The 25,571-nt window shown below is 69.6% G+C and carries 27 protein-coding genes and 1 tRNA gene; 18 read left to right on the top strand and 10 right to left on the bottom strand.

The genetic code is table 11. The features are described 5' to 3' along the window. The first annotated feature begins 93 nt into the window (after nucleotides 1–93). The 5 genes from rpsM to RGI145_RS13760 all read left to right on the top strand — a co-directional run bounded on the left by rpsM (nucleotide 94) and on the right by RGI145_RS13760 (nucleotide 2,870). Nucleotides 94–471: a 30S ribosomal protein S13 gene (rpsM, locus tag RGI145_RS13780; RefSeq protein WP_075798810.1), complete on the top strand. Its 378-nt coding sequence runs from the start codon at nucleotides 94–96 to the stop codon at nucleotides 469–471. A 1-nt stretch (nucleotide 472) separates the two neighbouring features. Further along, nucleotides 473–871 (top strand): 30S ribosomal protein S11, encoded by a 399-nt coding sequence (rpsK, locus tag RGI145_RS13775; protein WP_019459479.1) that lies wholly within the window; start codon nucleotides 473–475, stop codon nucleotides 869–871. Nucleotides 872–899: 28 nt separating this feature from the next. Then, entirely contained in the window at nucleotides 900–1,916 is a 1,017-nt protein-coding gene (locus tag RGI145_RS13770) for a DNA-directed RNA polymerase subunit alpha (protein WP_027281267.1), read from the top strand. Between the two features lie 22 nt (nucleotides 1,917–1,938). Further along, nucleotides 1,939–2,370 carry a 50S ribosomal protein L17 gene (rplQ, locus tag RGI145_RS13765; protein WP_075798809.1) on the top strand — a complete coding sequence of 144 codons (432 nt, stop codon included), beginning with the start codon at nucleotides 1,939–1,941 and terminating at the stop codon, nucleotides 2,368–2,370. A 125-nt stretch (nucleotides 2,371–2,495) separates the two neighbouring features. Further along, entirely contained in the window at nucleotides 2,496–2,870 is a 375-nt protein-coding gene (locus RGI145_RS13760) for a hypothetical protein (RefSeq protein WP_156878539.1), read from the top strand. A gap of 64 nt (nucleotides 2,871–2,934) precedes the next feature. Here RGI145_RS13760 and RGI145_RS13755 read toward each other — a convergent pair whose 3' ends face one another. Together RGI145_RS13755 and trxB are read right to left on the bottom strand one after the other, a co-directional pair. After that, entirely contained in the window at nucleotides 2,935–3,828 is an 894-nt protein-coding gene (locus RGI145_RS13755; RefSeq protein WP_075798807.1) for a LysR family transcriptional regulator, read from the bottom strand. 18 nt (nucleotides 3,829–3,846) lie between these two features. After that, nucleotides 3,847–4,827, bottom strand: a complete 981-nt coding sequence (gene trxB, locus RGI145_RS13750; RefSeq protein WP_167668278.1) for a thioredoxin-disulfide reductase — start codon at nucleotides 4,825–4,827, stop codon at nucleotides 3,847–3,849. Between the two features lie 145 nt (nucleotides 4,828–4,972). Between trxB and RGI145_RS13745 the strand changes: the two genes are divergently transcribed. Continuing rightward, nucleotides 4,973–5,452 (top strand): Lrp/AsnC family transcriptional regulator, encoded by a 480-nt coding sequence (locus tag RGI145_RS13745; RefSeq protein WP_237183073.1) that lies wholly within the window; start codon nucleotides 4,973–4,975, stop codon nucleotides 5,450–5,452. Nucleotides 5,453–5,507: 55 nt separating this feature from the next. Here RGI145_RS13745 and RGI145_RS13740 read toward each other — a convergent pair whose 3' ends face one another. From RGI145_RS13740 to carA, 6 genes are all read right to left on the bottom strand, one after another. After that, nucleotides 5,508–6,740: a threonine ammonia-lyase gene (locus tag RGI145_RS13740; protein WP_075798805.1), complete on the bottom strand. Its 1,233-nt coding sequence runs from the start codon at nucleotides 6,738–6,740 to the stop codon at nucleotides 5,508–5,510. Nucleotides 6,741–6,751: 11 nt separating this feature from the next. Further along, on the bottom strand, nucleotides 6,752–7,225 hold the full coding sequence (greA, locus tag RGI145_RS13735) for a transcription elongation factor GreA (RefSeq protein WP_075798804.1): 474 nt from the start codon (nucleotides 7,223–7,225) through the stop codon (nucleotides 6,752–6,754). 131 nt (nucleotides 7,226–7,356) lie between these two features. Next, on the bottom strand, nucleotides 7,357–10,602 hold the full coding sequence (carB, locus tag RGI145_RS13730; protein WP_075798803.1) for a carbamoyl-phosphate synthase large subunit: 3,246 nt from the start codon (nucleotides 10,600–10,602) through the stop codon (nucleotides 7,357–7,359). Between the two features lie 50 nt (nucleotides 10,603–10,652). Next, the gene (locus RGI145_RS13725; RefSeq protein ID WP_027281275.1) at nucleotides 10,653–10,919 is read right to left on the bottom strand and encodes a hypothetical protein; all 267 of its coding nucleotides are present in this window, start codon (nucleotides 10,917–10,919) and stop codon (nucleotides 10,653–10,655) included. Between the two features lie 24 nt (nucleotides 10,920–10,943). Continuing rightward, nucleotides 10,944–11,702, bottom strand: a complete 759-nt coding sequence (locus RGI145_RS13720; RefSeq protein ID WP_075798802.1) for an SDR family NAD(P)-dependent oxidoreductase — start codon at nucleotides 11,700–11,702, stop codon at nucleotides 10,944–10,946. Further along, the gene (carA, locus tag RGI145_RS13715) at nucleotides 11,699–13,153 is read right to left on the bottom strand and encodes a glutamine-hydrolyzing carbamoyl-phosphate synthase small subunit (RefSeq protein ID WP_075798801.1); all 1,455 of its coding nucleotides are present in this window, start codon (nucleotides 13,151–13,153) and stop codon (nucleotides 11,699–11,701) included. Before carA ends, RGI145_RS13720 begins: the two co-directional genes overlap by 4 nt. Nucleotides 13,154–13,343: 190 nt before the next feature. Here carA and RGI145_RS13710 point away from each other — a divergent pair, with 190 nt between their 5' ends. Next, nucleotides 13,344–13,802, top strand: coding sequence for a GatB/YqeY domain-containing protein (locus RGI145_RS13710; protein WP_075798800.1), 459 nt, complete (start codon nucleotides 13,344–13,346; stop codon nucleotides 13,800–13,802). A 58-nt stretch (nucleotides 13,803–13,860) separates the two neighbouring features. Here the strand turns inward: RGI145_RS13710 and RGI145_RS13705 are convergent, their stop codons facing one another. Continuing rightward, nucleotides 13,861–14,256, bottom strand: coding sequence for a host attachment family protein (locus RGI145_RS13705; protein ID WP_075798799.1), 396 nt, complete (start codon nucleotides 14,254–14,256; stop codon nucleotides 13,861–13,863). 265 nt (nucleotides 14,257–14,521) lie between these two features. Between RGI145_RS13705 and dnaG the strand changes: the two genes are divergently transcribed. The 8 genes from dnaG to RGI145_RS13665 all read left to right on the top strand — a co-directional run bounded on the left by dnaG (nucleotide 14,522) and on the right by RGI145_RS13665 (nucleotide 22,544). Further along, entirely contained in the window at nucleotides 14,522–16,399 is a 1,878-nt protein-coding gene (gene dnaG / locus RGI145_RS13700; RefSeq protein ID WP_075798798.1) for a DNA primase, read from the top strand. A gap of 128 nt (nucleotides 16,400–16,527) precedes the next feature. Next, nucleotides 16,528–18,450 (top strand): RNA polymerase sigma factor RpoD, encoded by a 1,923-nt coding sequence (gene rpoD / locus RGI145_RS13695; protein ID WP_075798797.1) that lies wholly within the window; start codon nucleotides 16,528–16,530, stop codon nucleotides 18,448–18,450. Nucleotides 18,451–18,452: 2 nt separating this feature from the next. Next, the gene (locus RGI145_RS13690) at nucleotides 18,453–19,037 is read left to right on the top strand and encodes a GNAT family N-acetyltransferase (RefSeq protein ID WP_083670714.1); all 585 of its coding nucleotides are present in this window, start codon (nucleotides 18,453–18,455) and stop codon (nucleotides 19,035–19,037) included. A 169-nt stretch (nucleotides 19,038–19,206) separates the two neighbouring features. Next, a complete protein-coding gene (locus RGI145_RS13685; protein ID WP_075798796.1) occupies nucleotides 19,207–19,521 on the top strand; it encodes a ribbon-helix-helix domain-containing protein in 315 nt (104 codons plus the stop codon). Nucleotides 19,522–19,615: 94 nt separating this feature from the next. Then, entirely contained in the window at nucleotides 19,616–19,951 is a 336-nt protein-coding gene (locus tag RGI145_RS13680; RefSeq protein WP_075800058.1) for a c-type cytochrome, read from the top strand. Then, a complete protein-coding gene (locus tag RGI145_RS13675; protein ID WP_075798795.1) occupies nucleotides 19,951–20,346 on the top strand; it encodes a VOC family protein in 396 nt (131 codons plus the stop codon). Before RGI145_RS13680 ends, RGI145_RS13675 begins: the two co-directional genes overlap by 1 nt. A 58-nt stretch (nucleotides 20,347–20,404) precedes the next feature. Further along, complete coding sequence (locus RGI145_RS13670; RefSeq protein WP_075798794.1) at nucleotides 20,405–20,953, top strand: Twin-arginine translocation pathway signal; 549 nt, start codon at nucleotides 20,405–20,407, stop codon at nucleotides 20,951–20,953. Nucleotides 20,954–20,972: 19 nt separating this feature from the next. Beyond that, nucleotides 20,973–22,544, top strand: coding sequence for a GMC family oxidoreductase (locus RGI145_RS13665; RefSeq protein WP_075798793.1), 1,572 nt, complete (start codon nucleotides 20,973–20,975; stop codon nucleotides 22,542–22,544). A 79-nt stretch (nucleotides 22,545–22,623) separates the two neighbouring features. Here the strand turns inward: RGI145_RS13665 and ppa are convergent, their stop codons facing one another. Beyond that, complete coding sequence (gene ppa, locus RGI145_RS13660; RefSeq protein WP_075798792.1) at nucleotides 22,624–23,154, bottom strand: inorganic diphosphatase; 531 nt, start codon at nucleotides 23,152–23,154, stop codon at nucleotides 22,624–22,626. 198 nt (nucleotides 23,155–23,352) lie between these two features. On the opposite strand from ppa, the gene RGI145_RS13655 reads away from it, so the two are divergent. The 3 genes from RGI145_RS13655 to RGI145_RS13645 all read left to right on the top strand — a co-directional run bounded on the left by RGI145_RS13655 (nucleotide 23,353) and on the right by RGI145_RS13645 (nucleotide 25,528). Then, nucleotides 23,353–24,639, top strand: a complete 1,287-nt coding sequence (locus tag RGI145_RS13655) for an E22 family MetX-like putative esterase (RefSeq protein ID WP_075798791.1) — start codon at nucleotides 23,353–23,355, stop codon at nucleotides 24,637–24,639. Between the two features lie 14 nt (nucleotides 24,640–24,653). After that, nucleotides 24,654–24,726 (top strand) — tRNA-Ile (locus RGI145_RS13650). A 55-nt stretch (nucleotides 24,727–24,781) separates the two neighbouring features. Continuing rightward, the gene (locus tag RGI145_RS13645; RefSeq protein WP_075798790.1) at nucleotides 24,782–25,528 is read left to right on the top strand and encodes a sulfite exporter TauE/SafE family protein; all 747 of its coding nucleotides are present in this window, start codon (nucleotides 24,782–24,784) and stop codon (nucleotides 25,526–25,528) included. Nucleotides 25,529–25,571 lie beyond the last annotated feature (43 nt).

Raw genomic sequence — 25,571 nt, 5'->3', positions numbered from 1 at the left:
TTCCGCCGCCGGAGTCGGGCAATGATCACCTCGCCGGCCCAGGCTGCCCGCCGTCGCCGGCCCTATCGGAGCAGTTGCTCCAGGAGAGCGAACGTGGCGCGTATCGCCGGCGTGAACATCCCCGACAACAAGCGGGTGCAGATTTCTCTGCGCTACATCTATGGCATCGGTCCGAAGAACGCGGCTGAGATCTGCGAGAAGCTCGGCATCCCCGAGGAGCGCCGGGTCAACCAGCTCTCCGACGACGAGATCCTGAAGATCCGCGAGATGCTGGACCGCGACTATCGCGTGGAGGGTGACCTCCGCCGTGAAGTGGCGATGAACATCAAGCGGCTGATGGACATGGCCTGCTACCGTGGCCTGCGTCACCGCCGTGGCCTGCCGGTGCGCGGCCAGCGCACCCACACCAACGCCCGCACCCGCAAGGGCAAGGCCGTGGCGATCGCCGGCAAGAAGAAGGTGACGAAGTAAGATGGCGCGTCAGCCGCAGGCGGGCTCCCGCCCCCGCAAGAAGGAGCGCAAGAACATCGCCACGGGTGTGGCGCATGTGCTCGCGACCTTCAACAACACGATCGTGACGATCACCGACAGCCAGGGCAATGCCATCGCCTGGTCGTCCTCCGGGTCGCAGGGCTTCAAGGGCAGCCGGAAGTCCACCCCGTACGCCGCGCAGGTCGCGGCCGAGGATGCCGGCCGCAAGGCCCGCGAGCACGGCATGGAGACGCTGGAGATCATGGTCTCCGGTCCCGGTTCGGGCCGCGAGAGCGCGCTGCGTGCCCTCCAGGCCGTCGGCTTCTATGTCACCGCCATCAAGGACGTGACCCCGATCCCGCACAACGGTTGCCGTCCGCGCAAGCGTCGTCGCGTCTGATCGGGGAAACGTCGCAGGAGATACCCAAGTGCTGGATCGCAATTGGCGTTCCCTGATCAAGCCCGAGCGCCTGGACGTCGATCCGGGTGCTGACCCCGCGCGCGTGGCCACCGTGGTCGCCGAGCCGCTGGAGCGCGGTTTCGGTCAGACTCTGGGCAACGCGCTGCGGCGGGTTCTGCTGTCCTCGCTCCAGGGCGCGGCCGTCACGGCCGTGAAGATCGAGGGCGCGCTGCATGAGTTCAGCAGCCTGCAGGGTGTGCAGGAGGATGTCACCGACATCATCCTGAACATCAAGCAGCTGGCCATCCGCATGCCCTCCGAGGGCACGAAGCGCCTGACGCTGGAGGCCACCGGCCCCGGCGAGGTGACGGCGGGCCAGATCCAGGTGACCGGCGACATCGAGGTCGCCAACCCGGAGCTGGTGATCTGCACGCTCGACGATGGGGCGCGCTTCTCCATGGAACTCACCGTTTCGACGGGCAAGGGCTATGTCCCCGCCTCCGAGAACCGGACCGAGGACCAGGAGATCGGCGTGATCCCGGTGGACGCGATCTACTCGCCCGTCCGCCGCGTCGCCTTCCAGGTGCAGCCGACCCGTGTCGGCCAGCGCACGGATTACGACAAGCTCGTGCTCACGGTGGAGACAGACGGCACGGTCGCGCCGGATGACGCGGTGGCGCTCGCCGCCCGCATCCTGCAGGACCAGCTGCAGCTCTTCATCAACTTCGACGAGCCGCGCGAGGCCAAGGTGCAGGAGGTGCAGGACGACCTGCCCTTCAACCGCAACCTGCTTCGCAAGGTCGATGAGCTGGAGCTGTCGGTCCGCAGCGCGAACTGCCTGAAGAACGACAACATCGTCTATATCGGCGACCTCGTGCAGAAGTCCGAGCAGGAGATGCTGCGCACCCCGAACTTCGGGCGCAAATCCCTGAACGAGATCAAGGAGGTTCTGGCCTCCATGGGTCTCAGCCTCGGGATGAACGTGCCGGGCTGGCCGCCTGAGAACATCGAGGACCTGGCTCGCCGGGTCGAAGAGCCCTTCTGAACCCGGGGCCTAGGAGACTGAAATGCGTCACGGGATGTCCGGGCGGAAACTCAATGTTACGTCCTCCCACCGGATCGCCATGTTCCGGAACATGGCGACCTCGCTGCTGAAGCACGAGCAGATCACGACCACCCTGCCCAAGGCCAAGGAGCTGCGGCCCTATGTCGAGCGGATCATCACGCTCGGCAAGCGCGGCGACCTTTCGGCCCGCCGTCAGGCGCTGGCCCAGATCCGCGACGAGGCGGTGGTGACCAAGCTGTTCACCACCATCGCGGAGCGCTACGCCTCCCGTCAGGGCGGCTATTGCCGCGTGCTGAAGGCCGGCGTGCGCTACGGCGATGCCGCCGACATGGCGGTGATCGAGTTGGTGGACCGCGATGTCTCGGCCAAGGGCCTGGACAGCGGCCAGCAGCCTGAGATCGTCGAGGCCGAGGGCGAGCAGCCGCAGGCTTGATCCATCGATCGATGCGACGGATCGGATCGTTTCGGCACGGGGCGGGTGGGCAACCACTCGCCCCGTTGCTGTTTCTGCTGGGCCTGCTTTGCCTGCCTGCTCCGGTACGGGCGGATAATGGCGTGGTGGCCGATGCTTCGGAACTGGAAGGCCAGACCATCCAGCAGCTTGGCGCGCTGCAGGACATGGCACCGATGCTGCGCAACGTCGCGCGCGGCCGGCAACAGGTCATCTTCGAGCATCTGCGTGCCCCCGGCAGCCATGTCCGCGCCGAGGACGGCTTCGCCTGGGCCTGGGGCTGCCACGGCGGGGATTGCGCGCGGAATGGGCTCTTTCTCGGGCACGAGCCGAAGAACGGGCTGCTCTGGATGCTGTTGATCCGGGATGGCGAGCTCGACCGTCAGGTGCCGCCCCGCGGCTCCCCCTGGCCCGCGCCGCTGGTGAAGGGTGTGGCCAGCGTGAGCGCCGAGCTGGCGGCCCGGATGGCGCGTGGGGGCTGACCCCGCCTAGTGCGGAAGCGGAATCCCCGGGGCAGGTCGGCGCGGCCTGCCCCGGGCGGTTCGGTCAGCCCTGGTTCTTGGACAGTTCCGACACCAGGAAGTCGCGGAAGACGGCGACGCGCTTGGAGTGCCGCATCTCCTCCGGATAGACGAAGTAGGACTCGAAGCGCGGGGTCTTCATCTCGCTCAGGATCGGCGTGAGATCCGCGATATCGTCGCCCAGATAGTCGGGCAGGGCGGTGATGCCGAGGCCGCTGCGCACGGCGCGCAGCATGGCAGGGAGGCTGTTCACCTCCATCACGGCGCGGCGCGGGCTGCCGGCGCGGCGTCCGGCCTCGGCGATCCAGTTGATGTCCTCGATCGGCTGGCGGTGGTCGCCATAGGTGATCAGCCGGTGGTTATCGAGATCCTCCGGCCGCTGTGGGGCGCCGTACTGCTTCACGTATTCGGGCGAGGCCACGACCTTCCAGCCGAAGGTGGCGACATGGCGCTGGATCAGGTCGGGCTGCCGCGGCGCGTGCATGCGGATGGCCACGTCCGCCTCGCGCATCGCCAGGTCCAGCTCCGTGTCGTCCAGCAACAGGGTGACGGTGACGTCGGGGTGCTTCTCGATGAAGCGCTGCAGGCGCGGCGCCAGCCAGAGCGAGCCGAAGCCGGTGGTCGTCGTCACCTTGAGGCGGCCGGCGGCGCGCTCCCGGCTTTCGGTCAGCAGGGCCTCGGTCATCGCCAGCTTGGCGAAGACCTCGCGCACCGTCTTGTTCAGCGTCTCGCCCTGCTCCGTGAGGATCAGGCCACGGGCGTGGCGGTGGAAGAGGGGCACGGCCAGGGCCTCCTCCAGCGCCTGGATCTGGCGGGAGACGGCGGACTGGCTCAGGTTCAGCGATTCGCCGGCATGGGTGAAGGACCCCGCCTCGGCAACCGCGTGGAAAACCCGCAGCTTGTCCCAATCGAGCGGCATGGTCGGTGTTTCCTCGCCTCAGAGATAGGCCGCTGGGGCCGGGGCAGATTCGGGAAGGCCGGCGAGCCACTTCTCGGCATCGAGCGCGGCCATGCAGCCGGTGCCGGCCGCGGTGATCGCCTGGCGGTAGATGTGGTCCTGCACGTCCCCGGCCGCGAAGACCCCCTCCACGGAGGTCTGGGTGCGGCCGGGTTCGGTGCGGATGTAGCCGGACTCGTCCATGTCGAGCTGGCCCCGGAAGAGGGCGGTGGCGGGCGCGTGGCCGATGGCGACGAAGACGCCATGGACGGACAGTTCGGACGCCTCGCCGGTCTTCAGGTTGCGGAGCGCGAGGGCCCGGGCGACCGGGGCGCGGCCGCTCTCGTCCGCCAGGATGGCCTCGGCCACCGTATCGCGCAGCACCACGATGTTGGGGCGGGCGAAAAGGCGGTCGAGCAGGATGCGCTCGGCCCGGAAGGCGTCGCGCCGGTGGATCAGCGTGACCCGGGCGGCGAGGCCGGAAAGATAAAGGGCTTCCTCGATGGCGGTGTTGCCGCCGCCGATGACCGCGACCTCCCGCCCACGGAAGAAGAATCCGTCGCAGGTGGCACAGGCGGAGACCCCGAAGCCCGAGAGTTCCTTCTCGCCTGGGATACCGAGCCAGCGGGCCTGGGCGCCGGTGGCGATCACCAGGCTGTCGGCGAAGTAGACGTCGCCGGAATCGCCCTCGCAGCGGAAGGGGCGGCGGGACAGGTCCACGGCGGTGATGGTGTCCATCTGCAGGCGGGCGCCGACATGCTCCGCCTGCTTCGCCATCTGCTCCATGAGCCATGGGCCCTGGATGGCCTCGGCGAAGCCCGGATAGTTCTCGACCTCGGTGGTGATGGTGAGCTGTCCGCCCGGTTGCAGGCCCGCGACGACGATCGGCTGCAATCCGGCGCGGGCCGCGTAGATGGCCGCCGTGTATCCGGCCGGTCCGGCACCCAGAACGAGGAGGCGGGTTCGGTGAGTCTCGGGCACTTCTGATTCCTGCGAGTCGCGGGTTACGCGCAGCATATCGGTCAGCCCTGCGTCCACCGCAACCCGGCATTCCGGAAAGGATGGTCTGGACGTGCGGAGCGTGCAAGGATATTTCGCCGCATCGCCAAGACGGGCAATGAACAGTATGCCGAATGACGCGCCCGAACTGGACGCGACCGACCTGGCCATCCTCGACGAGATCCAGCAGGACGGGCGGATCACGAATGTGGAACTCGCCCGCCGCGTCGGCCTCTCGGCCCCACCCTGCCTGCGCCGGGTGCGGCGGCTGGAGGAACTCGGCGTGGTCCGGGGCTACCATGCCGACCTGGAGCCCGGTTCGCTGGGCTGGGAGGTCGGCTTCTACGCCCTGGTCGGGCTGGAGACGCAGAAGCTCTCGGTACTGGAGGCCTTCGAGCGGATGGTCACGGCCTGGCCGGAGGTGCGGGAGTGCCACATGATCCGCGGCGGCGGGGACTTCCTGCTGAGGCTGGTGGCGCGCGACACGGCGCACGAGAACGCGCTGACCTCCCGCCTCACCGGGGCGGACCACGTGATGCGGGTGCAGACCCTCCAGGTGATCCGCACCGCTAAGGAAGAGGTAGGAGTGCCGGTGGAGCGGCGCTGAGGCCATTCTGCCGGCCGTGGGCGGCAGCACCGCCCACGGCCCGGGGAGCGGTGCTTCAGCCGACCCGCACGGTGTAGTCCGCCGCTTCCAGCGCGGCGACGATGGCGGCGCCCTGGTTGGCGTCGCGAACCTCGATCATCAGCTCCAGCTCGGCAGTCTGGACCGAGGGGGCGGCGAAGAGGCGCTGGTGGCTGACCTCGATGACATTGCCGCCGGCGGCCGCGACGCGGGTCGAGATGTCGGCCAGGACGCCCGGACGGTCCGGGATGTCGAGGTGCAGGCGCAGGATGCGGCCGTCGCGCAGCATCTCGCGCAGCAGCACATTGGCCAGGATGCGCGGGTCGATGTTGCCGCCGCAGACGGTGGTGGCGACGGTGTGGCCGGCGAAGCGCTCAGGGAAGGCCAGGATGGCGGCGAGGCCGGCGGCGCCAGCCCCCTCGGCCACGACCTTGGCGCCCTCGGCCAGCAGGGCGATGGCGCGTTCCACGGCGCGTTCGGGAACGACCAGCACCTCGATGCCGAGGCGGGCCAGCATGGCGGCGGGCAGCTCGCCCACGTCGCGCACGGCGATGCCCTCGGCGATGGTGGGGCCGCCGACCTTCACCGGCTCGCCCGCCAGGCGCTGGGCCATGGCGGGGTAGCCCTCGACCTCGACGCCATAGAGGACGATGTCGGGGCGCAGCTCCTTCACCACCGCGGCGGAGCCGGCGACGAGGCCGCCGCCGCCCACGGGGATCACCATGGATTGCAGGCCGGAGGGGGCGTCCTCCAAAATCTCCAGCGCCATGGTGCCCTGGCCGGCCACGATCTCGGGGTCGTCATAGGGATGGACGAAGACCAGCCCCTCGCTCAGCGCCAGGGCATGGGCGTGGGAAGCAGCCTCGGCCAGGGTCTCGCCGTGCAGCACCACCCGGGCGCCCCAGCTTTCCGTCCGCACCACCTTGGTGGAGGGGGTGAAGCGGGGCATCACGATGGTGGCGCGGATACCCAGCAGATGGGCGTGGCGGGCGACCGCCTGGGCGTGGTTACCCGCGCTCATCGCGATCACACCGGCCTCGCGCTCCCGCGCCGAAAGCAGGGCGAGCCGGTTGGCCGCGCCGCGCTCCTTGAAAGCGCCGGTGGGATGGAGGTTGTCGAGCTTCAGCAGCACCCGGGCGCCCGCGGCGCGGGAAACGGCATGCGGCTCGACCAAGGGCGTGCGCAGCACGGTGCCGGCGATGCGCGCGGCGGCCGCGCGCACATCGGACAGCGCCACGTGCCGCCTGGGCAGGGCGGACCCTTCCGGCATGGGGCGGCCCCCTACCGGAACCGGACGGCAGTGATCTCGACGGAGCGGGCGCCGCCGGGGGCGGGCACCTCGACGCTGTCGCCGGCGCTCTTGCCGAGCAGGGCCCGGGCGAGGGGGGAGGAGATGGAGATCGAGCCCTTCTTCATGTCGGCCTCGTACTGGCCGACGATGCGGTAGGTCTTCTCGTCCTCGGATTCCTCATCGACGATGGTGACATAGGCGCCGAAGCGCACCTGCTCGCCGACCATCTTGGAGACGTCGATCACCTCGGAGGAGGGGACGACGGATTCCAGCTCCGCGATGCGGCCCTCGATGAAGGACTGCTTCTCGCGCGCGGCGTGGTATTCGGCATTCTCGGAGAGGTCGCCATGGGCGCGCGCTTCCGCGATCGCACGGATCACGGCCGGGCGCTCCTCGGACTTCAGGACCTTCAACTCTTCCTCAAGCCGAGACAGTCCCTCGGCCGTGATGGGGAACTTCTGCACGGCGTTTAGCCTTCCCTAGAACGCGACGCGACCGCGCCAGTCCCCGCCAGGAAGTCGGGGGGACCGGAGCGGCGCCGGGTCGAAACAGGCGGGGCGGGTCCTGGCCGGTGAGCCAGACCCGCCCCGATGTCTCAGAACGAAGTTGCAAAATAGGACTGCAACGGAGCCACATCAAGCACTCCCGCACGCAGCGCCGCGATGGCGTGCACGGCAGCCCGGGCACCCGCCACGGTGGTGTAGTGGGGGATGCCATGGGTCAGGGCGGAGCGGCGGATGTCGAAGCTGTCCGAGACCGCCTGGCCGGAGCCGGAGGTGTTGATCACCAGCTGGATCTCGCCGGACTTCATGGCGTCCACGCAGTTCGGGCGGCCTTCCAGCACCTTCTTGACCTCGGTGACCGGCAGGCCGGCCTCGCGCAGCCGGGCGGCGGTGCCGCTCGTGGCGGCGAGGCCGAAGCCCATCTCCACCAGGCGGCGGCCCAGCGAGACCATGGCGGCCTTGTCGCCGTCTCGGACCGAGAGGAAGGCGGTGCCGCTTTCCGGCAGCTTCACCCCGGCGCCCATCTGGGACTTGAGGAAGGCGCGCTCGAAGGAATGGTCGAGGCCCATCACCTCGCCGGTGGACTTCATCTCCGGCCCCAGGATCACGTCCACATTGGGGAAGCGCGAGAAGGGGAAGACGGCTTCCTTGACCGCGACGTGGCGGGAGATGGCGTCGTCGTCGAGGCGGAACTCCGACAGCTTCGCCCCGGCCATGACGCGGGCGCCGATCTTGGCGACCGGCACGCCCGTGGCCTTGGCGACGAAGGGCACGGTGCGGGAGGCGCGCGGGTTGACCTCCAGCACGTAGATCTCGTTGCCCTTCACCGCGTACTGCACGTTCATCAGCCCGCGCACCTTGAGTGCCTTGGCCATGGCCTCGGTCTCGGCCTTGAGCTCGGTGATGGTGGCGGGGGAAAGGGAATAGGGCGGCAGCGAGCAGGCGCTGTCGCCGGAATGGATGCCCGCCTCCTCGATATGCTCCATCACGCCGGCGACATAGACATTGCCCTCGGCGTCGGCGATGCAGTCCACGTCCACCTCGATGGCGTCCGAGAGGTACTGGTCGATCAGGATCGGGTTCTCGCCCGAGACCTTCACCGCCTCCGCGCCGAAGCGCATCAGCTGCGTGCGGTCATGCGCGATCTCCATGGCGCGGCCGCCGAGCACATAGGAGGGGCGGACCACGACGGGGTAGCCGATGCGCTCGGCCTCGGCGGCGGCTTCCTCCAGCGTGCGGGCGGTGCCGTTGGAGGGCTGCTTGAGGCCCAGGCCCTGGAGCAGGTGCTGGAAGCGCTCGCGGTCCTCGGCGATGTCGATGGCCTCGGCCGAGGTGCCGAGGATGGGGATGCCGGCCTTGCTCAGCGCCTGGGAGAGCTTGAGCGGGGTCTGGCCGCCATACTGCACGATGCAGCCCAGCACCTCGCCCTTCTCCTGCTCCTTGCGGATCAGGGAGATGACGTCCTCGGCGGTCAGCGGCTCGAAATAGAGGCGGTCGGAGGTGTCGTAGTCGGTGGACACGGTTTCCGGGTTGCAGTTGACCATGATGGTCTCGAACCCGGCTTCCTTCAGCGCATAGGCGGCGTGGACGCAGCAGTAGTCGAACTCGATGCCCTGGCCGATGCGGTTGGGGCCGCCGCCGAGGATCACGATCTTCTGGCGGGCGGAGGGATCGGACTCGCAATGCGGCGTGCCGAAGCCGCCCTCATAGGTCGAGTACATGTAGGCGGTGTTGGAAGCGAACTCTGCCGCGCAGGTGTCGATGCGCTTGAAGACCGGGGTGACGCCGAGTGCCAGGCGCTGCTGCGCCACCGCGGCCTCGCTGGAGGCGGTGAGGTCGGCAAGGCGGCGGTCGGAGAAGCCCATGGCCTTGAGGCGGCGGAGCGCCATGGCCTCGCGCGGCAGGCCCTTGGCGCGGACCTCCTCCTCGGCGCGGACGATGCGCTCGATCTCGCGCAGGAACCAGGGGTCGAAGCGGCAGGCGCGGTGGATCTCCTCGACGGTCAGCCCGGCGCGGAAAGCCTGGGCGACGGTCAGCGAGCGGTCCGGCGTCGGGGTGGAGAGGGCGGCGATATAGGCCTCCTTCGAGCCGTCGCCCGGGGCGGCGATCTCGTCCAGGCCGGAAATGCCGGTCTCCAGCGAGCGCAGGCCCTTTTGCAACGCCTCGCCGAAGGAGCGGCCGATGGCCATGGCCTCGCCCACCGACTTCATCGAGGTGGTGAGCGTGGGCGGCGTGCCGGGAAACTTCTCGAAGGTGAAGCGCGGGATCTTCACCACCACATAGTCGATGGTCGGCTCGAAGGCGGCCGGCGTCACCATGGTGATGTCGTTCTTCAGCTCGTCCAGCGTGTAGCCGACGGCGAGCTTGGCGGCGATCTTGGCGATCGGGAAGCCAGTGGCCTTGGACGCCAGCGCCGAGGAGCGCGAGACGCGCGGGTTCATCTCGATCACCACCATGCGCCCATCGGCGGGGTTCACGCCGAACTGCACGTTGGAGCCGCCGGTATCGACGCCGATCTCGCGCAGGCAGGCGATGGAGGCATCGCGCATGCGCTGGTATTCCTTGTCGGTCAGCGTCAGCGCCGGGGCGACGGTCACGGAATCGCCCGTATGCACGCCCATCGGGTCGAGGTTCTCGATGGAGCAGACGATGATGCAGTTATCCGCAGAGTCGCGGACCACCTCCATCTCGTATTCCTTCCAGCCGAGCACGCTTTCCTCGATCAGCACCTCGGTGGTCATGGAAGCGGCGAGGCCGGCGGAAACGATCTGCTCGAACTCCTCCTTGTTGTAGGCGATGCCGCCGCCCGTGCCGCCGAGCGTGAAGGAGGGGCGGATGACGCAGGGCAGCTTGACCATCTCCAGCCCGGCGCGCGCCTCCTCCATCGTATGGGCGATGTGGGAGCGCGGGCTCTCGATGCCGATCTTGGTCATGGCGTCGCGGAACTTCAGCCGGTCCTCGGCCTTGTCGATCACCTCCGCCTTGGCGCCGATCAGCTCGCAGCCGTACTTCTCCAGCACCCCGGCCTCGGCCAGCTTCAGCGCCGTGTTCAGCGCGGTCTGCCCGCCCATGGTGGGCAGGATCGCGTCCGGCCGCTCCTTGGCGATGATCTTCTCCACCACCTCGACGGTGATCGGCTCGATATAGGTGGCGTCCGCCAGCCCGGGGTCGGTCATGATCGTGGCGGGGTTGGAGTTCACCAGGATCACCCGGTAGCCCTCGGCGCGCAGCGCCTTGCAGGCCTGGGCGCCGGAATAGTCGAACTCGCAGGCCTGGCCGATCACGATGGGACCGGCGCCGATGATCATGATGGAGTGGAGGTCGGTGCGCTTCGGCATGGGCGGGGCTTGGTCCGGAAGGTCTGGCGTTTCGGGGGAGGGGCGCGCGGTCAGCGGCGCCAGGTCAGCAGGATGGCGGCGGGGATGTTGAGCAGGCAGGCGATGTAGAGCGCCTCGGTCAGCCCGTTCACCGGCAGGTTCGGCGGCGCGCGGTCGCGGAACAGCCAGAGCAGCAGGCCCGAGACCAGCAGCGAGGCGATCAGCGCCATGGCCATCGGGTGGCCCGGCCGCCCGGCGCGCAGGAAGGCGCGCCAGAGGCCGTAGCTCAGCGCCATGCAGCCGAGGCAGGCCAGCAGGAGGATGGCGAGCAGCGTCATGGCGGACGGTCTGCCCCCGCGGCCTCAGCCGTGCACCGACAGCCCGCCATCCACCGGGATGGCCGTGCCGGTGACGAAGGCGGCGGCGTCGCTGGCCAGGAAGGCGGCGATGCCGGCGAAGTCGCCCGGCAGGCCCCAGCGCTTCTGCGGCGTGCGGGCGAGGACGCGGTCGTTCAGGTCGGGGATGTCGCGCTTGGCGCCGGCGGTCAGCTCGGTCTCGATCCAGCCGGGCAGGATGGCGTTGGCGGTGATGCCGTCCGGGCCCCAGGCAACGGCGAGGGAGCGGGTGTACTGCACGATGCCGCCCTTGCTGGCGCCATAGGCGGGGGAGAGCGGCAGGCCGAAGATCGACATCATCGAGCCGATCGAGATCACCCGCCCATGGCCGGAGGCCTTGAGATGCGGATAGGCGGCGCGGCTCATCCGCATGGCGCTGGTGAGGTTGGCGTCCATGACGGCGTACCAGTCCTCGTCCGACACGTCCTGCGGCAGGCGGCGGATGTTGGTGCCGGCATTGTTGACCAGGATGGCGAGGCCGCCGGCGCGGGCCATCACCTCGGCCACCACGCGGTCGGCGCTGCCGGGCTCCGCAAGGTCGGCCTGGAGGGCGAAGGCCTCCCCGCCCAGGGCAGCCACGGCGGAAGCGTTCTTCTCCGCGTTGCGGCCCACCACGGCGACGCGGGCGCCGCAGGCGACGAGGCCACGCGCCATGCCGAGGCCGATGCCGCCATTGCCGCCGGTGACGATGGCGGTGCGGCCGGCGAGGTCGAAGAGGGCGCTCATGCCACGTTCCCCTGGGCGGCCTCCTGGGCTGCCCCCTGGGCGGCGGCTCCCTTCACGCTCTCGATCAGCGCGGTGAAGCGGTGGAAGAGGTAGTGGCTGTCGGAGGGGCCGGGCGAGGCCTCGGGATGGTACTGCACCGAGAAGGCGCGCTTGCCCTCGCAGGCGATGCCCTCGTTGGAGCCGTCGAAGAGCGAGACATGGGTGACCTTCACCCCGTCGGGGAGGCTCTTGTCGTCCACCGCGAAGCCGTGGTTCTGCGAGGTGATCTCGACCTTGCCGGTGGCGAGGTCCTTCACCGGCTGGTTGGCGCCGCGATGGCCGCGGTCGAGCTTGTAGGTGCGGGCGCCGAGCGCCAGGGCCAGAAGCTGGTGGCCGAGGCAGATGCCGAAGACGGGAACCTGCCGCTCCAGCACGCCGCGGATGGCGGGCACGGCGTATTCGCCGGTCGCCGCCGGGTCCCCGGGGCCGTTGGACAGGAAGACGCCGTCGGGGCCGTGGCGCAGGATCTCCTCCGCCGTGGCGGTGGCGGGCACCACGGTGACGTCGCAGCCGGCATCGGCCAGGCAGCGCAGGATGTTGCGCTTGGCGCCATAGTCCACGGCCACGACCTTGTGGCGCTTGGCGGGGCTGGCGTCATAGCCCTGGTTCCAGTGCCAGAGCCCTTCCTCCCAGCGGTAGGACTGCTGGCAGGAGACCTCCTTCGCGAGGTCCATGCCCTCCAGCCCCGGCCAGCCGGCGGCCTGGGCGCGCAGCGCGGCGAGGTCGAAAACGCCGTCCGGCGCGTGGCAGATCGCGCCGTTGGGAGCGCCGCTGTCGCGGATGCGGATGGTGAGCGCCCGCGTGTCCACTCCGGCGATGCCGGGGATGCCGAAGCTCTTCAGCCAGTCGTCCAGGTGGCGCTGGGCACGGTAGTTGGAGGGCTCGGTGACATCGGCCTTGGTGATCAGGCCAAGGGCGGCGGGGGTGACGGTCTCCACATCCTCGGCATTGGCGCCGACATTGCCGATATGCGGGAAGGTGAAGGTGATGATCTGCCCGGCATAGGAGGGGTCGGTCAGGGTCTCCTGATAGCCCGTCAGCCCGGTGTTGAAGCAGATCTCGCCGACCCTGGTGCCGGCGGCGCCGAAGCCTCGGCCCCAGAAGACCGTGCCGTCCATCAGGACGATGCAGGCGGTCGCGCCGGCGGGCGGGGTGTCGGCGGCTTCGGGCATGGAGGGCTCCACGGCGGTGGGGGAGGGGGAAGGCGTGGCAGGATCGGCCGGGGTCGCGACGGAAGCACCAGGCATGTCCTCGAAGGACAGGCCGGTGGCGGCGATCAGGGCGGGCCAGTGCTTGGCCGGGACGGCGCGGGCCTGTCGCCATTTGCGGACGGCCTCGCCGCCCACGCCGCAGCGCTGGGCCACGGCCTCCGCCCCGCCCGCGAGGCGGATGATCTCTTCCACGGAACGCATGGTGGGGTTATCTGGGAAGCAGTTTCCCAAGTCAAAGAAATCCCGCGTGAGCCTGGGAAGAAATTTCCCAACCTTCGTCCGGGTCAAGCCGGGATGAAGTTTCCGCCTGGACCGGCGCGAGTTCCATCGAGCGGATGGGTACCGGGCTGGGGGCGGGCATCGACGCAAGAGCGAGCAAGGAGAGGGCCAGATGGACCTTCGCAGCCGATTCACCGAGGAACTGAAATCCTCCATGCGTGCGGGCGACGCGCCTCGCACCTCCACGCTGCGCATGATCATGGCGAAGCTGAAGGACACCGACATCGCCGCCCGTCCCTCGGGCGTGGACAAGGTGCCGGACGAGCAGATCGTCGCCATGCTGCGTGGCATGGCCAAGAGCCGGCGCGAGAGCGTGGAGATGTACCGCCAGGGCAACCGCCCCGAGCTGGCGGCGAAGGAAGAAGCCGAGATCGCGGTGATCGAGGGTTTCCTGCCGCAGCAGATGGACGAGGCCGCGACCACGGCGGCGGTGGAGGCGGCGATCGCCGAGACCGGCGCCAGCTCCATCAAGGAGATGGGCAAGGTCATGGCGGCGCTGAAGGCGAAGCACGCCGCCACGCTGGACATGGCCAAGGTCGGCCCGATCGTGAAGGCGAAGCTGGGCGGCTGATAGTCCCGCCGCGGAAAAGGCGGCGCGGGCCGCCTTTTCCCAGGGGAAGGCCGAGGGTTCAGCGCAGCGCCGCGGCGATATCTTCCGGCGTGTGGTTGGTCAGGTCCTTGTCCAGCGACTTCACGACACTCGACTCGACCGTCTTGTGCATCGCCTCGCGGAGCTGGCCCAGGGTCTGCGGGTCGGCCGCCACGACCAGGGCCTCGAAGCCGTTCTGCTGCTTCATGGCCTGGAGGGTCTGGGCGATCTGCTTGGCGAAGGTGGCCTCGCCGGTCTCCTTGGGCGACTGGTCGTCGGGGCGGGAGCCGGACGGGCCCTGCGCGCCGAAATCGGGGGAAAGGCGGCTTTCCTCGCGCAGCGTGATCTCGCCATTGCGGCCGGTGTTGCGGAACAGCAGGGCCTTCGCGCCGTCGGCCACCAGGATCAGGGCGTTGTGGGGGATTTCCAGGGCCATGTCGCGTCTCCGTTCTTGCGGCGTGGGCCGGGGCGGGCGCCCCGGCCGTCCGCTCACAACGCGGCAGCGGGCCGAAAGGTGGAGCGCGGCGACGGTTTTCCGGGACGCGGGGGATATCGGCGCGGCCGTGGCGCAACCCATGCGGGTCTGAACCTTGTCGCGCCCCGTAGGTTGGAACCTACTATAGAGGTAGATCCGGCCCACACGACAGCATGCCGCTCCGGCGGACGATGACCCACAACGACGACCCGCAAAGGAGGAGGCGATAGCCCTCCCGCCCGCCTTCCTGGAAGAACTCCGCGCCCGGACGCCGCTGCCCTCGCTGGTGGGGCGGCGCGTCAAGCTCACGCGCAACGGGCGCCAGTGGAAGGGATGCTGCCCCTTCCACAACGAGAAGACGCCGTCCTTCTATGTCTATGACGACCACTACCACTGCTTCGGCTGCGGCGCGCATGGCGATGCCCTGTCCTTCGTCATGGGTACGGAGGGGGCGAGCTTCCGCGACGCGGTGGAGCGGCTGGCGGGCGAGGCCGGGCTGGAGGTGCCCAAGGAGAGCCCCCGCCAGGTGGAGCGCGAGGCCCGGGCGCGCGACCTGCACGAGGTCATGGAGGCGGCCTGCGGCGTGATGCGCCGCTGGCTGCGCGAGGCCGAGGGGCGGGAGGCGCTGGACTACCTCCGCCGCCGGGGGCTGGGCGAGGACACGATCGACCGCTTCGGCCTGGGCTGGTCCGGCTCCTCGCGCGGGGCGCTGGCGGCGGCCATGAAGGAGCTAGGGGTCGAGGCGGCGCGGTTGGCCGAGACCGGGCTGCTGCGGGCCAACGAACGTGACGGCGGATACAGCGGCTTCTTCTTCAACCGGGTCATGTTCCCGATCCGCGACCGGCGGGGGCGGATCGTCTCCTTCGGCGGCCGCATCCTGGGCGAAGGGCAGCCGAAATACCTGAACGGGCCGGAGACCGAGCTCTTCTCGAAGCGGCGCAACCTCTACGGCTTCGATCTGGCGCGGGAGGCGGCGTTCCGGGGCCGGGTGCTCGTGGCGGTGGAGGGTTACATGGATGTGATCGCCCTGCATCAGGCGGGCTTCGACGGCGCCGTGGCCCCCCTGGGAACCGCGCTGACGGAAGACCAACTGGGGGAGATGTGGAGAGCGTCCCCCGAACCGGTGCTCTGCTTCGATGGCGATGCGGCCGGGGCGCGCGCGGCGGCCCGCACGGCCGAGATCGCCCTGCCCCTGCTCTCGCCCGAACGCTCCCTGCGCTTCGCCACCCTGCCGGCGGGGGAGGACCCCGACACGCTGGTGCTGAAGCAGGGCCCGGCCGCCTTCCAGGCGGTGCTGGACAAGGCGCGGCCGCTGCACGAGTCGCTCTACGACATCCTGGATGCCGGCCGTTCCTCGGGCACGCCGGAGCAGCGGGCGGCGCTGCGCAACGACCTCGCGGCCGCGGCGGCGAAGATCCCGGACAAGGCCCTGGCCTCGGAATACCGCTCCGCGCTGTTGGACCGCTTCTTCGCCACCCGCTCGCGCAACCGGCCGGGCTTCGCCCCCGGTGGTGTCCCTCCCAGGGCACGGGGCGAGGAAGGGGAGTGGCGTGGCGGGCGGAACGGTGCCCGCTTCGGCCGCCCGCCGCCGGTGCGGATCGAGCGGCGGCCGGTGGATGCCGATGCCGCGCGGCAGGAACAGGCCCGCTGCCTGCTGGCGATCATCCTCGCTCATCCCTGGGTGCTGGACGAGGTGGAGGAGGCCTGCGCCCTGCTGGAACTGCCCCCCGGCCCCTGCCAATCGTTGCGACAGGGGCTGCTCGGCTGGCATGGCTCCTCCCCGGGCAGCTCACGAACGCTTGACAGCGCGACTCTGCTCGCCCACCTGCACGCGGCTGAGCTGGGGGAAGCCCATGCCTGGGCGGCGCGCGCGACCGGATTGCCGGCGGCGGCGCGGCCGGAGGCCCAGCCGGCGGAGGTTTTGGCCGCGTGGTGGCACTTCTATGCCCTGCTGCGGGGTAAGGACGCCTTGATCGAGGACCGGCGCCTGGCTCTGGAAGACTGGATCGCGACCAACGATCCGGCGGCCGAGCGGCGGGCCTATCGTTTGAAGGAGGCGTTGGACGCCGTCCAGCGCGGGGAGACCGGCCTGGACGGGCTGTGAGGATTGGACCTATCCCCCCGTGAGCCGCGCGGCGGCCGGGGTGCGGGCGGGCCCTATAGGGTAGAGGCAATTCGCGTGGGTGTCCCCGGCGGTCAGGGCCGGGGCCCCGCGCCTTTCGGAGGCTCGGAATGGCGACGAAGACCGCGAACGGGACGGAAACGACCGAGAACCGCGACGAGCAGGTCGAGGGCGTGCTCCTCGATGCCGTGACCTCGATGGTGAAGAAGCTGATCGCCCGGGGCAAGGAGCGCGGCTACATCACCATCGACGACTTCAACCAGGCGCTGCCCTCCACCCAGGTGTCCTCCGAGCTGATCGAGGACACGATGGCCATGCTGAACGAGGCAGGCATCAACGTTGTCGAGGCCGAGGACGGCGCCGAGGAGGAGGTGGCCGAGAAGAAGGCCGCCTCCGAGGACGAGGAGGGTGCCGAGGCCGAGGAAGAGGAAGCCGGCGGCAACGTCAACGAGGAGACGATGGGCCGCACCGACGATCCGGTGCGGATGTACCTGCGCGAGATGGGCAGCGTCGAGCTGCTGTCGCGCGAGGGCGAGATCGCCATCGCCAAGCGCATCGAGGCCGGGCGCGACATGATGATCGGCGGGCTCTGCGAGAGCCCGCTCACCTTCAAGGCCATCCTCGGCTGGTACGAGGACATCAAGGCCGGGCGCATGCTGCTGCGCGACGTGATCGACCTGGAGGCGACCGCCGCCGGCGACAGCGACGCGCCGCCGCCGGCCGAGGTCGAGGAGGTCGAGGAAGGCGAGGAGGGCGAGGGCATCGGCCTGTCGCTTTCCGCGCTGGAGGAGAAGCTGCGCCCCGAGGTCCTGGCCAATTTCGAGGCCATCGAGGAAACCCTGGGCAAGCTCGACAAGCTGTCGAGCAAGCGCATGGAGGCCTATACCGCCGGCGACGACCTGAACGGCCGTTCCGAGAAGACCTATGAGAAGCAGCGCGTCGAGCTGGTGGCGCTGATCGAGAAGGTGCGGCTGCACAACAACCGCATCGAGGAGCTGGTGGACCAGCTCAAGGGCCTGAACCGGCGCCTGACCACCTTCGAGGGCCAGGTGATGCGCATGGCGCTCGCCTCCAAGGTCAAGCGCGAGGACTTCCTGCAGCACTGGAGCGGCAACGAGCTGGACCCGGGCTGGATGGACCGGGTGAACAGCCTGCCGGGCAAGTACTGGAAGGCCTTCGTCGCCAAGAGCCGCGACGATGTCGAGGCGGTGCGCGCCGAGATCGGCAAGACCGCCAATCAGACCGGCCTGCCGGTTGCCGAGTTCAAGCGCGTCTATTCCACGGTGAGCCGTGGCGAGCGCGACATGACCCAGGCGAAGAAGGAGATGATCGAGGCCAACCTGCGCCTCGTGATCTCCATCGCCAAGAAGTACACGAACCGCGGCCTGCAGTTCCTGGACCTGATCCAGGAGGGCAACATCGGCCTGATGAAGGCGGTGGACAAGTTCGAGTACCGGCGCGGCTACAAGTTCAGCACCTATGCCACCTGGTGGATCCGGCAGGCGATCACCCGCTCCATCGCCGACCAGGCGCGGACCATCCGCATCCCCGTGCACATGATCGAGACGATCAACAAGCTGGTCCGCACCAGCCGCCAGATGCTGCACGAGATCGGGCGGGAGCCGCAGCCGGAGGAGCTGGCCGAGAAGCTCGGCATGCCGCTGGAGAAGGTCCGCAAGGTCCTCAAGATCGCCAAGGAGCCGATCTCCCTCGAAACGCCGATCGGCGACGAGGAGGACAGCCACCTGGGCGACTTCATCGAGGACAAGGCGGCCATCATCCCGCTGGATGCCGCGATCCAGACCAACCTGCGCGAGGCCACCACCCGCGTCCTGTCCAGCCTGACGCCGCGCGAGGAGCGCGTGTTGCGCATGCGCTTCGGCATCGGCATGAACACGGACCACACGCTGGAGGAGGTCGGGCAGCAGTTCAACGTGACGCGCGAGCGCATCCGGCAGATCGAGGCGAAGGCGCTGCGCAAGCTCAAGCACCCGAGCCGGAGCCGGAAGCTGCGCTCCTTCCTGGACAGCTGATCATGTCGGTCCGCGCGCTGGGGCCGCACGGTATCACGCCGGTGACGGTGGAGGTCACCTTCCTGCGCATGGACCGGCCCCCCGCCACTCCCGCGCGTCCCCTGCCCGGGGATGTGCGGGTGGAGGTGGCGGGGCGCTGCACGGTGCCCTTCTACCGCTACCTCTACGACAATGTCGGCGGGGAATACCTGTGGTGGTTCCGGCGCACCGTGCCGGACAGCCACCTGCGGGAGATCCTGGCCAGCCCGGCCATCTCCATCCATGTGCTCTACCGGGATGGGGAGCCGGCCGGGTTCTACGAGCTGGAGCGGCGGGCGAACCACAGCATCAACCTGGCCTATTTCGGGCTGATGCCGCAGGCGGTTGGGCAGGGGCTGGGCAAGGCCTTCCTGCGCCACGCGGTGGACACGGCCTGGGGCGAGGGCTGCGAGTTGCTGACCGTGAACACCTGCACCGCCGACCATCCGCGCGCCCTGCCGAACTACATCGCGGCGGGCTTCGTGCCGCTGCGCCGGGTGCGGGAGGAATGGCCCGTGCCGGATTCCGCCGGGCTTTCCGTGCCGTCCTGGCTGCGCGGGCGGGGCTGAAGGCTCCACCGCCCCCCCCGGCGGCACCAGTCCGGAGAGCGGGGTGACGAATTTCTCATCTCCCGCCCGCCCGGCTGCACCATGTCGTTTGTTGCATCCTCCACGCGGCACGGCAGGATGAAGGGCCAAGGGCCGGAAACGGGCCCGGGCCAGCAGGAGAGCCGCGTCCATGTGCAACCTCTACGCATCCCAGGAGCCGGAAACCTATGCCTGCGAAACGCGGGCGGTCCGGCTGAGCGGGCATTGCACCAGCATCCGTCTGGAGGCCGCCTTCTGGGAGATCCTGGAAGAGATCGCGCTTTCCGAGGGCAGCACGGTGGGCCGCTTTGTTTCCAGCTTGCATGACGAGGTGATGGAGCGGCGCGGGGAGGTCGGGAATTTCGCCTCGCTGCTGCGCGTGACCTGCACCCTCTGGCTGCGCCAGCGGCGGCTGGAGCGGGACGGAGCGCGGGAAAATCCCCGGCGTGACTACGCTATAGCCTGATACCACCCGTTCCCCGGTGCCGGCGCCTAGTCTCGCCGGTGGGATGAGATTCAAGGTTTTCCGGGCGCTGGGCGCCCTTTCGATCGCTGCCGCCATGGCTATCGGACTCGTGCCGGGCCAAGCCCAGACACCGCCGGACGGGGCGACGCTGTTCAAGCGCCAGTGCGGCGTCTGCCACACGGCGGCGGCCGGCGAGCCGAACCGGCAGGGGCCGAACCTGCATGGCGTGGTCGGCCGCACCGCCGGCAAGCTGGAGGGGTTCCGCTACTCCCCCGCCCTGGCGGCGTCGGACCTGCAATGGGACGCCGCCACGCTGGATGCCTGGCTGGCGGACAGCGCGAAGCTCGTCCCCGGCTCCGTGATGCCGTACCGGCAGGCCAACCCCGCCATCCGCGGGGCGATCATCGACTGGCTGAAAGAGGGGAACTGATGGCCAAGCCCATCCACAGCATGATCCGGGTGCGCGACGAGGCGCGCTCGCTCGACTTCTATCGCCGGGCCTTCGGGCTGGAGGTGGCGGAGCGGCTGGCCTTCGACGGCTTCACGCTGATCTATCTGAGCAATCCGGAAAGCGAGTTCGAGCTGGAGCTGACGGTCAACGACGGCCGCGCCGAGCCCTACCAGCTCGGCGACGGCTACGGCCATCTCGCCGTCTCGGTGGAGGATCTGGAGGCGGAGCACGCCCGCTTCGAGCGCGAGGACCTGTCGCCCCTGCCGCTGAAGGAGCTGAAGCACGAGGGCAGGCCGCTGGCGCGGTTCTTCTTCGTCCAGGACCCGGACGGCTACCGGATCGAGGTGCTGCAGCGGGGAGGCCGCTTCCGCTGATGTGAGTGTCCGAGGAGCAGGGGCGGCAACAGCCCCCGACGATGGGAGGAGAACAAGAATGAGAGAAGTGGACAAGCGGCTGCGTTCGACGCGCCGGGTTTTCCTGCGCGGCGCGGCCACGGCGGTTCCCGCGGCCGCCGTGGCCGCCACGCTCTTCACGGCGGAGGCGAGCTGGGCGGCAGAGGCCCGGAACCTCCGGCCGCGCACGCTGGTGGCGCTGGCGAAGCTGGCGCGCGACATCTACCCGCACGACCGCATCCCGGACCGGCTCTATGTCAGCGCCGTGCTCCCCTATGACGACAAGGCGGGCAAGGACGCGGCGCTGCGGACGCTGCTGGAAGAGGGCGTGGACCGGCTCGATGCGGATTCCAGGATCCGCTACGGGGGCAACGACTATCTCAGCCTGAACTGGGAGCGCGACCGCCTGCCTCTGCTCTACGGGATCGAGCGGACGCCCTTCTTCCAGAAGGTGCGCGCCGATCTCGTGGTCGCCTTCTACAACCAGCAGGATGTCTGGACCAAGCTTGGCTACGAGGGGTCCAGCGCGGAACACGGCGGCTACATCAACCGGGGCTTCAACGACATCGACTGGCTGCCGTCGGCCTGAGCGGCGGGGAGGATTCGAGATGGCGAATTTCGACCTGAACGACGACAGCCTCGTCGTGATCGTGGGCTCCGGCGCCGGCGGCGGCACGCTCGGCAACGAGCTGGCGCAGAAGGGCGTGAAGGTGGTGATCCTGGAGGCAGGCAGCCGCTACGAAATCCAGGACTTCGTCAACGACGAATGGGAGAGCTTCGCCCAGCTCGCCTGGACGGACATGCGCACCACCACCGGCTCCTGGCGCGTGGCGCGGGACTTCCCGAACCTGCCGGCCTGGATCGTGAAGGCGGTGGGCGGCACCACCACGCATTGGGCGGGCGCCTCGCTGCGCTTCCAGGACTACGAGTTCAAGGCTCGCACGACCTACGGCAAGGTGGACGGCGCCAACCTGATCGACTGGCCGATCACGCTGGCGGAGATGGAGCCCTACTACGCCCGGGCCGAGGACAAGATGGGCGTGACCGGCACCAACGGCATCCCGCGCCTGCCCGGCAACAACAACTTCAAGGTGCTGGCGGCCGGGGCGAAGAAGCTCGGCTACCAGGAAGTGCATACCGGCAACATGGCGATCAACAGCCAGCCGCGCGCTGGGCGGGGAAGCTGCCAGCAGATCGGCTTCTGCTTCCAGGGGTGCAAGTCGGGCGCCAAGTGGTCCACCCTCTACACCGAGATCCCGGCGGGCGAGGCGACGGGCAATCTGGAGGTGCGGCCGGACTGCATGGTGCTGAAGATCGAGCACGATGCGAAGGGCAGGGCGACCGGCGTGATCTATGCCGATGCCCAAGGCAACCACCACCGCCAGAAGGCGCGCGTGGTCTGCGTCGCGGGGAATTCGATCGAAAGCCCGCGCCTGCTGCTCAACAGCGCGTCCGCGCTGTTCCCGGACGGGATGGCCAATTCCTCCTCCGGCCAGGTCGGGCGCAACTACATGCGGCACCTGACCGCCAGCGTCTACGGCATGTTCGAGAAACCGGTGCACATGTACCGCGGCACCACCATGGCCGGCATCGTGCGCGACGAGGCGCACCACAAGCCGGAGCGCGGCTTCGTCGGCGGCTACGAGATGGAGACGCTCTCCCTCGGCGTGCCCTTCATGGCGGCCTTCCTCGACCCCGGCGGCTGGGGGCGTGGCTTCACCTCGGCGCTGGACGGCTATGACCGGATGGCGGGAATGTGGATCGTGGGGGAGGACATGCCGCAGGAGACCAACCGCATCACGCTGGACCCCAAGGCAAAGGACAGGCACGGGCTGCCGGTGGCGCGGGTGAACTTCGACGACCATGCCAACGACATCGCGATGCGCGAGCATGGCTACCGCCAGGGCAGCGCGATCTATGACGCGGTGGGGGCGACGCGGGTGTTCCACACCACCGCCTATCCCTCCACCCACAACATGGGCACCAACCGGATGAGCGAGAAGCCGCGCGACGGCGTGGTGGACCGGAACGGCAAGGCGCACGACCTGCCGAACCTGTATGTCTCGGATGGCAGCCAGTTCGCCAGCGGTGCGGCCTGCAACCCGTCGCTGACCATCGTGGCGCTGGCGATACGCCAAGCGGAGCATCTGGCGAACCGGATGTCGCGCGGCGAGGTCTGAGGGTCGCCGCCGCGCCCAGCGGACGGTCCCTGTGGGGGAGAAGCGAACCTCTCCCCCATTTTGGGCCGGAAGGCCTGGGCTACTTGCCCTCGCCGGCGGCGGCGATGCCGCGCTCGACCAGCGCCAGGGCCTGCTCCTTGGTGCCCCAGCCGGTGACCTTCACCCACTTGCCGGGCTCCAGGTCCTTGTAGCGGGTGAAGAAGTGCTCGATCTGCTGGCGCAGCAGGGCGGGCAGGTCGTCCACCGTCTGGACTTCGGTGAAGAGCGTGGTGATCTTGTCGTGCGGCACGGCGACCAGCTTCTCGTCCTGGCCTGCCTCGTCCTCCATCAGCAGCACGCCGATCGGGCGCACGCGGATGGTGGCGCCGGGCACCACCGGGGCGGGGGTCAGCACCAGCACGTCGGTCGGGTCGCCGTCATCGGCGACGGTGCCGGGGATGAAGCCATAGGCAGCCGGATAGGCCATGGGCGTGAACAGGAAGCGGTCCACCACGATGGCGCCGCTGTCCTTGTCCAGCTCGTACTTCACCTGCGAGCCCGGCGGGATCTCCACCACCACGTTGATGTCGTGCGGCGGTGCCTTGCCGGTCGGGATCTTGCTGGCGTTCATGCGGGTCCTGCCGAGGAATGGAGCCAAGAGGCGGCCTGGGATGATCCCGGCCCGCCGTCTCCGCCCCCCTAGCAGCAATGGGCCGGTTTCGCCACCGCACAGGCTGGCGAGCCACCCGCATTGCGGCGGCGGGCGGCTTGCGCGGGGAAGGGGGCGGCGGCAGCATCGCCGCCCAGAACGCGCGATCCAGGAATCGTCATGACGCCGCGCCGCATGTTGCCCCCTCTTCTCCTCGGTCTCGCCGCCTCGCTCCGCGGCATCCTGCCCGCCCAGGCTCAGGGGCCTGCCCAGAATTCGGGCCAGAATCCGGGCCAGAGTTCGGGCCAGAGTTCGGGCCAGAATCCCTCCGACCCGGCGGGCGAGCTCGCGCTGGTGGAGAAGAAGACCTTCGAGATCTCAGGCTTTTCCACGCGCGGCGGCGCCACGGTCGGGCGGATGCGCATCGGCTACCAGACCGCGGGCACGCTGAATGCGGCGGGCGGCAATGCCGTGCTGATCACCCATCCCTTCGTCGCCAATGGCCAGGCCTTTGGCCGCAACGACGCGAACGGCCCGCTGGGCTGGTGGGACGCGATCATCGGGCCGGGAAAGCCGATCGACACCAACCGCTTCTTCGTGGTGGCGAGCGACACGCCGGCCAATCTCTATGTGCGGGAAAGCCGCACCACCAGCACCGGGCCCGCCAGCGTCGATCCCTCCACCGGCCGGCCCTATGGGATGAGCTTCCCGGTGCTGTCGATCCGCGACTTCGTGGAGGTGCAGAAGGGGCTTCTGGACAGCCTGGGGGTGAAGCGGCTGGCGCTGGTGGCCGGGCCCTCGATGGGAGCGATGCAGGCTATCGAATGGGCGGCGGCCTATCCTGCCCTGGTGGACCGCGTGATGCCCGTGATGCCGGTCGGCCGGATGGATGCCTGGCTGCAGGCCTGGATGGAGGTCTGGGAGGCGCCGATCCGGGCCGACCCCAACTGGCGCAACGGCGACTACTACGCCCAGGGGCGGGAGCCGCCGATGCGCGGGCTGACCGACGCGCTGCGGATCATCACGCTGCAGACCCAGGACCGGGCGGCGCTGTCGCGCTTCGACGGGCGGGCGGCGGAGGGGCAGGACCCGGCGCGCAGGATGACCGACACGGTGGCGGTCGATCCCTACCTGACCGAGATCGCCGCGGGGCGGGCGAAGCTCGCGGACGCCAACTCCTTTCTCTACCTGACCCGGGCGATGCAGCTCTTCCTGAACGAATACCCCGACACGCGGGCGGCGCTGTCGCAGGGCAAGGCGTCCTGGCTGCTGGTGCCGGCGGAACGGGACCGGCTCTTCCCGATCGAGTATGCGCGGGAGCTGGAGGGCGTGCTGAAAGGGCTGGGCCGGCCGGTGCGGCTGGTGGCGCTCGGTGGCCCACAGGGGCATGGCGAGTGGCTGGCGGGCATCCCCGAGGCAGCGGATGCGATCCGGGCCTTCCTTGCCGAGCCGCCGCGGGGCCCTTAAACCGGCCCCGCGGAGGGCCGGTAGCTCAACGGTTAGAGCTGGCCGCTCATAACGGCTTGGTTGCGGGTTCGATTCCTGCCCGGCCCATCCGCTCTCCGCCAACGCGCCGTGTCCACACCGCCGGCCGGACTGGAATGGCCCTTTGATCACGCCTGACCTGCCTGCCGCCCTGCCCCTGGTGGCCACGCTCCTCGCCGCCGCGCTGGCCGGGCTGGCGCGCGGCTTCTCCGGCTTCGGCTCGGCGCTGATCTTCGTCCCGCTGGCCAGTGCGGTGCTGGAGCCGAGGCTGGCCGCGCCGCTGCTGGTGCTGGTGGACAATGCCACGGCCTTCCCCCTGGTCCCCGCCGCCTGGCGCGCGGCGGCGCGGCGGGAGGTCGCCTGCCTGACCGCCGGGGCGCTGCTCGGGACTCCCGTGGGGGCCTGGCTGCTGCTGCGGATGGACCCGGTGGCGATGCGCTGGGGCATGTGCGCCTTGGCGGTGGCGATGCTGGGGCTGCTGGCCTCCGGCTGGCGCTATCACGGGCGCCCGGCCCTGCCGCTCTCGCTCGCGGTCGGTGCCGGCTCGGGGCTCTTCTCCGGCCTGGCGCAGATGGGCGGGCCGCCGGTGGTGGCCTACTGGCTCGGCGGTGCGATCCCCGCCGCGAAGGTGCGGGCGAACATCGTGCTTTTCTTCGCCACCAGTGGGGTGATCAGCATGATGGTCTATCTGTTCGCCGGGCTGCTGACGGGGCAGGTGCTGGTGCTGGCGGCGCTGATGGCGCCGGGCTACGCGCTGGGCTTGTGGTGCGGCAGCCGCCTGTTCGGCCGGGCGAGCGAGACCCTGTTCCGGCGGATCTGCTTCGCGCTGATCGCCCTGGCGGCGGCGATCGGCCTGCCGCTCTGGGGATAGCGGGCGCCGCTCCGGAACGGTCGCCCTATATAGCCGCCCTGTA

It is taken from the genome of Roseomonas gilardii (genome assembly GCF_001941945.1).
Taxonomy (GTDB): domain Bacteria; phylum Pseudomonadota; class Alphaproteobacteria; order Acetobacterales; family Acetobacteraceae; genus Roseomonas.
The sequence above is the reverse complement of the archived record's forward strand: the minus strand, read 5'-3'. Positions and strand labels throughout refer to the sequence as shown.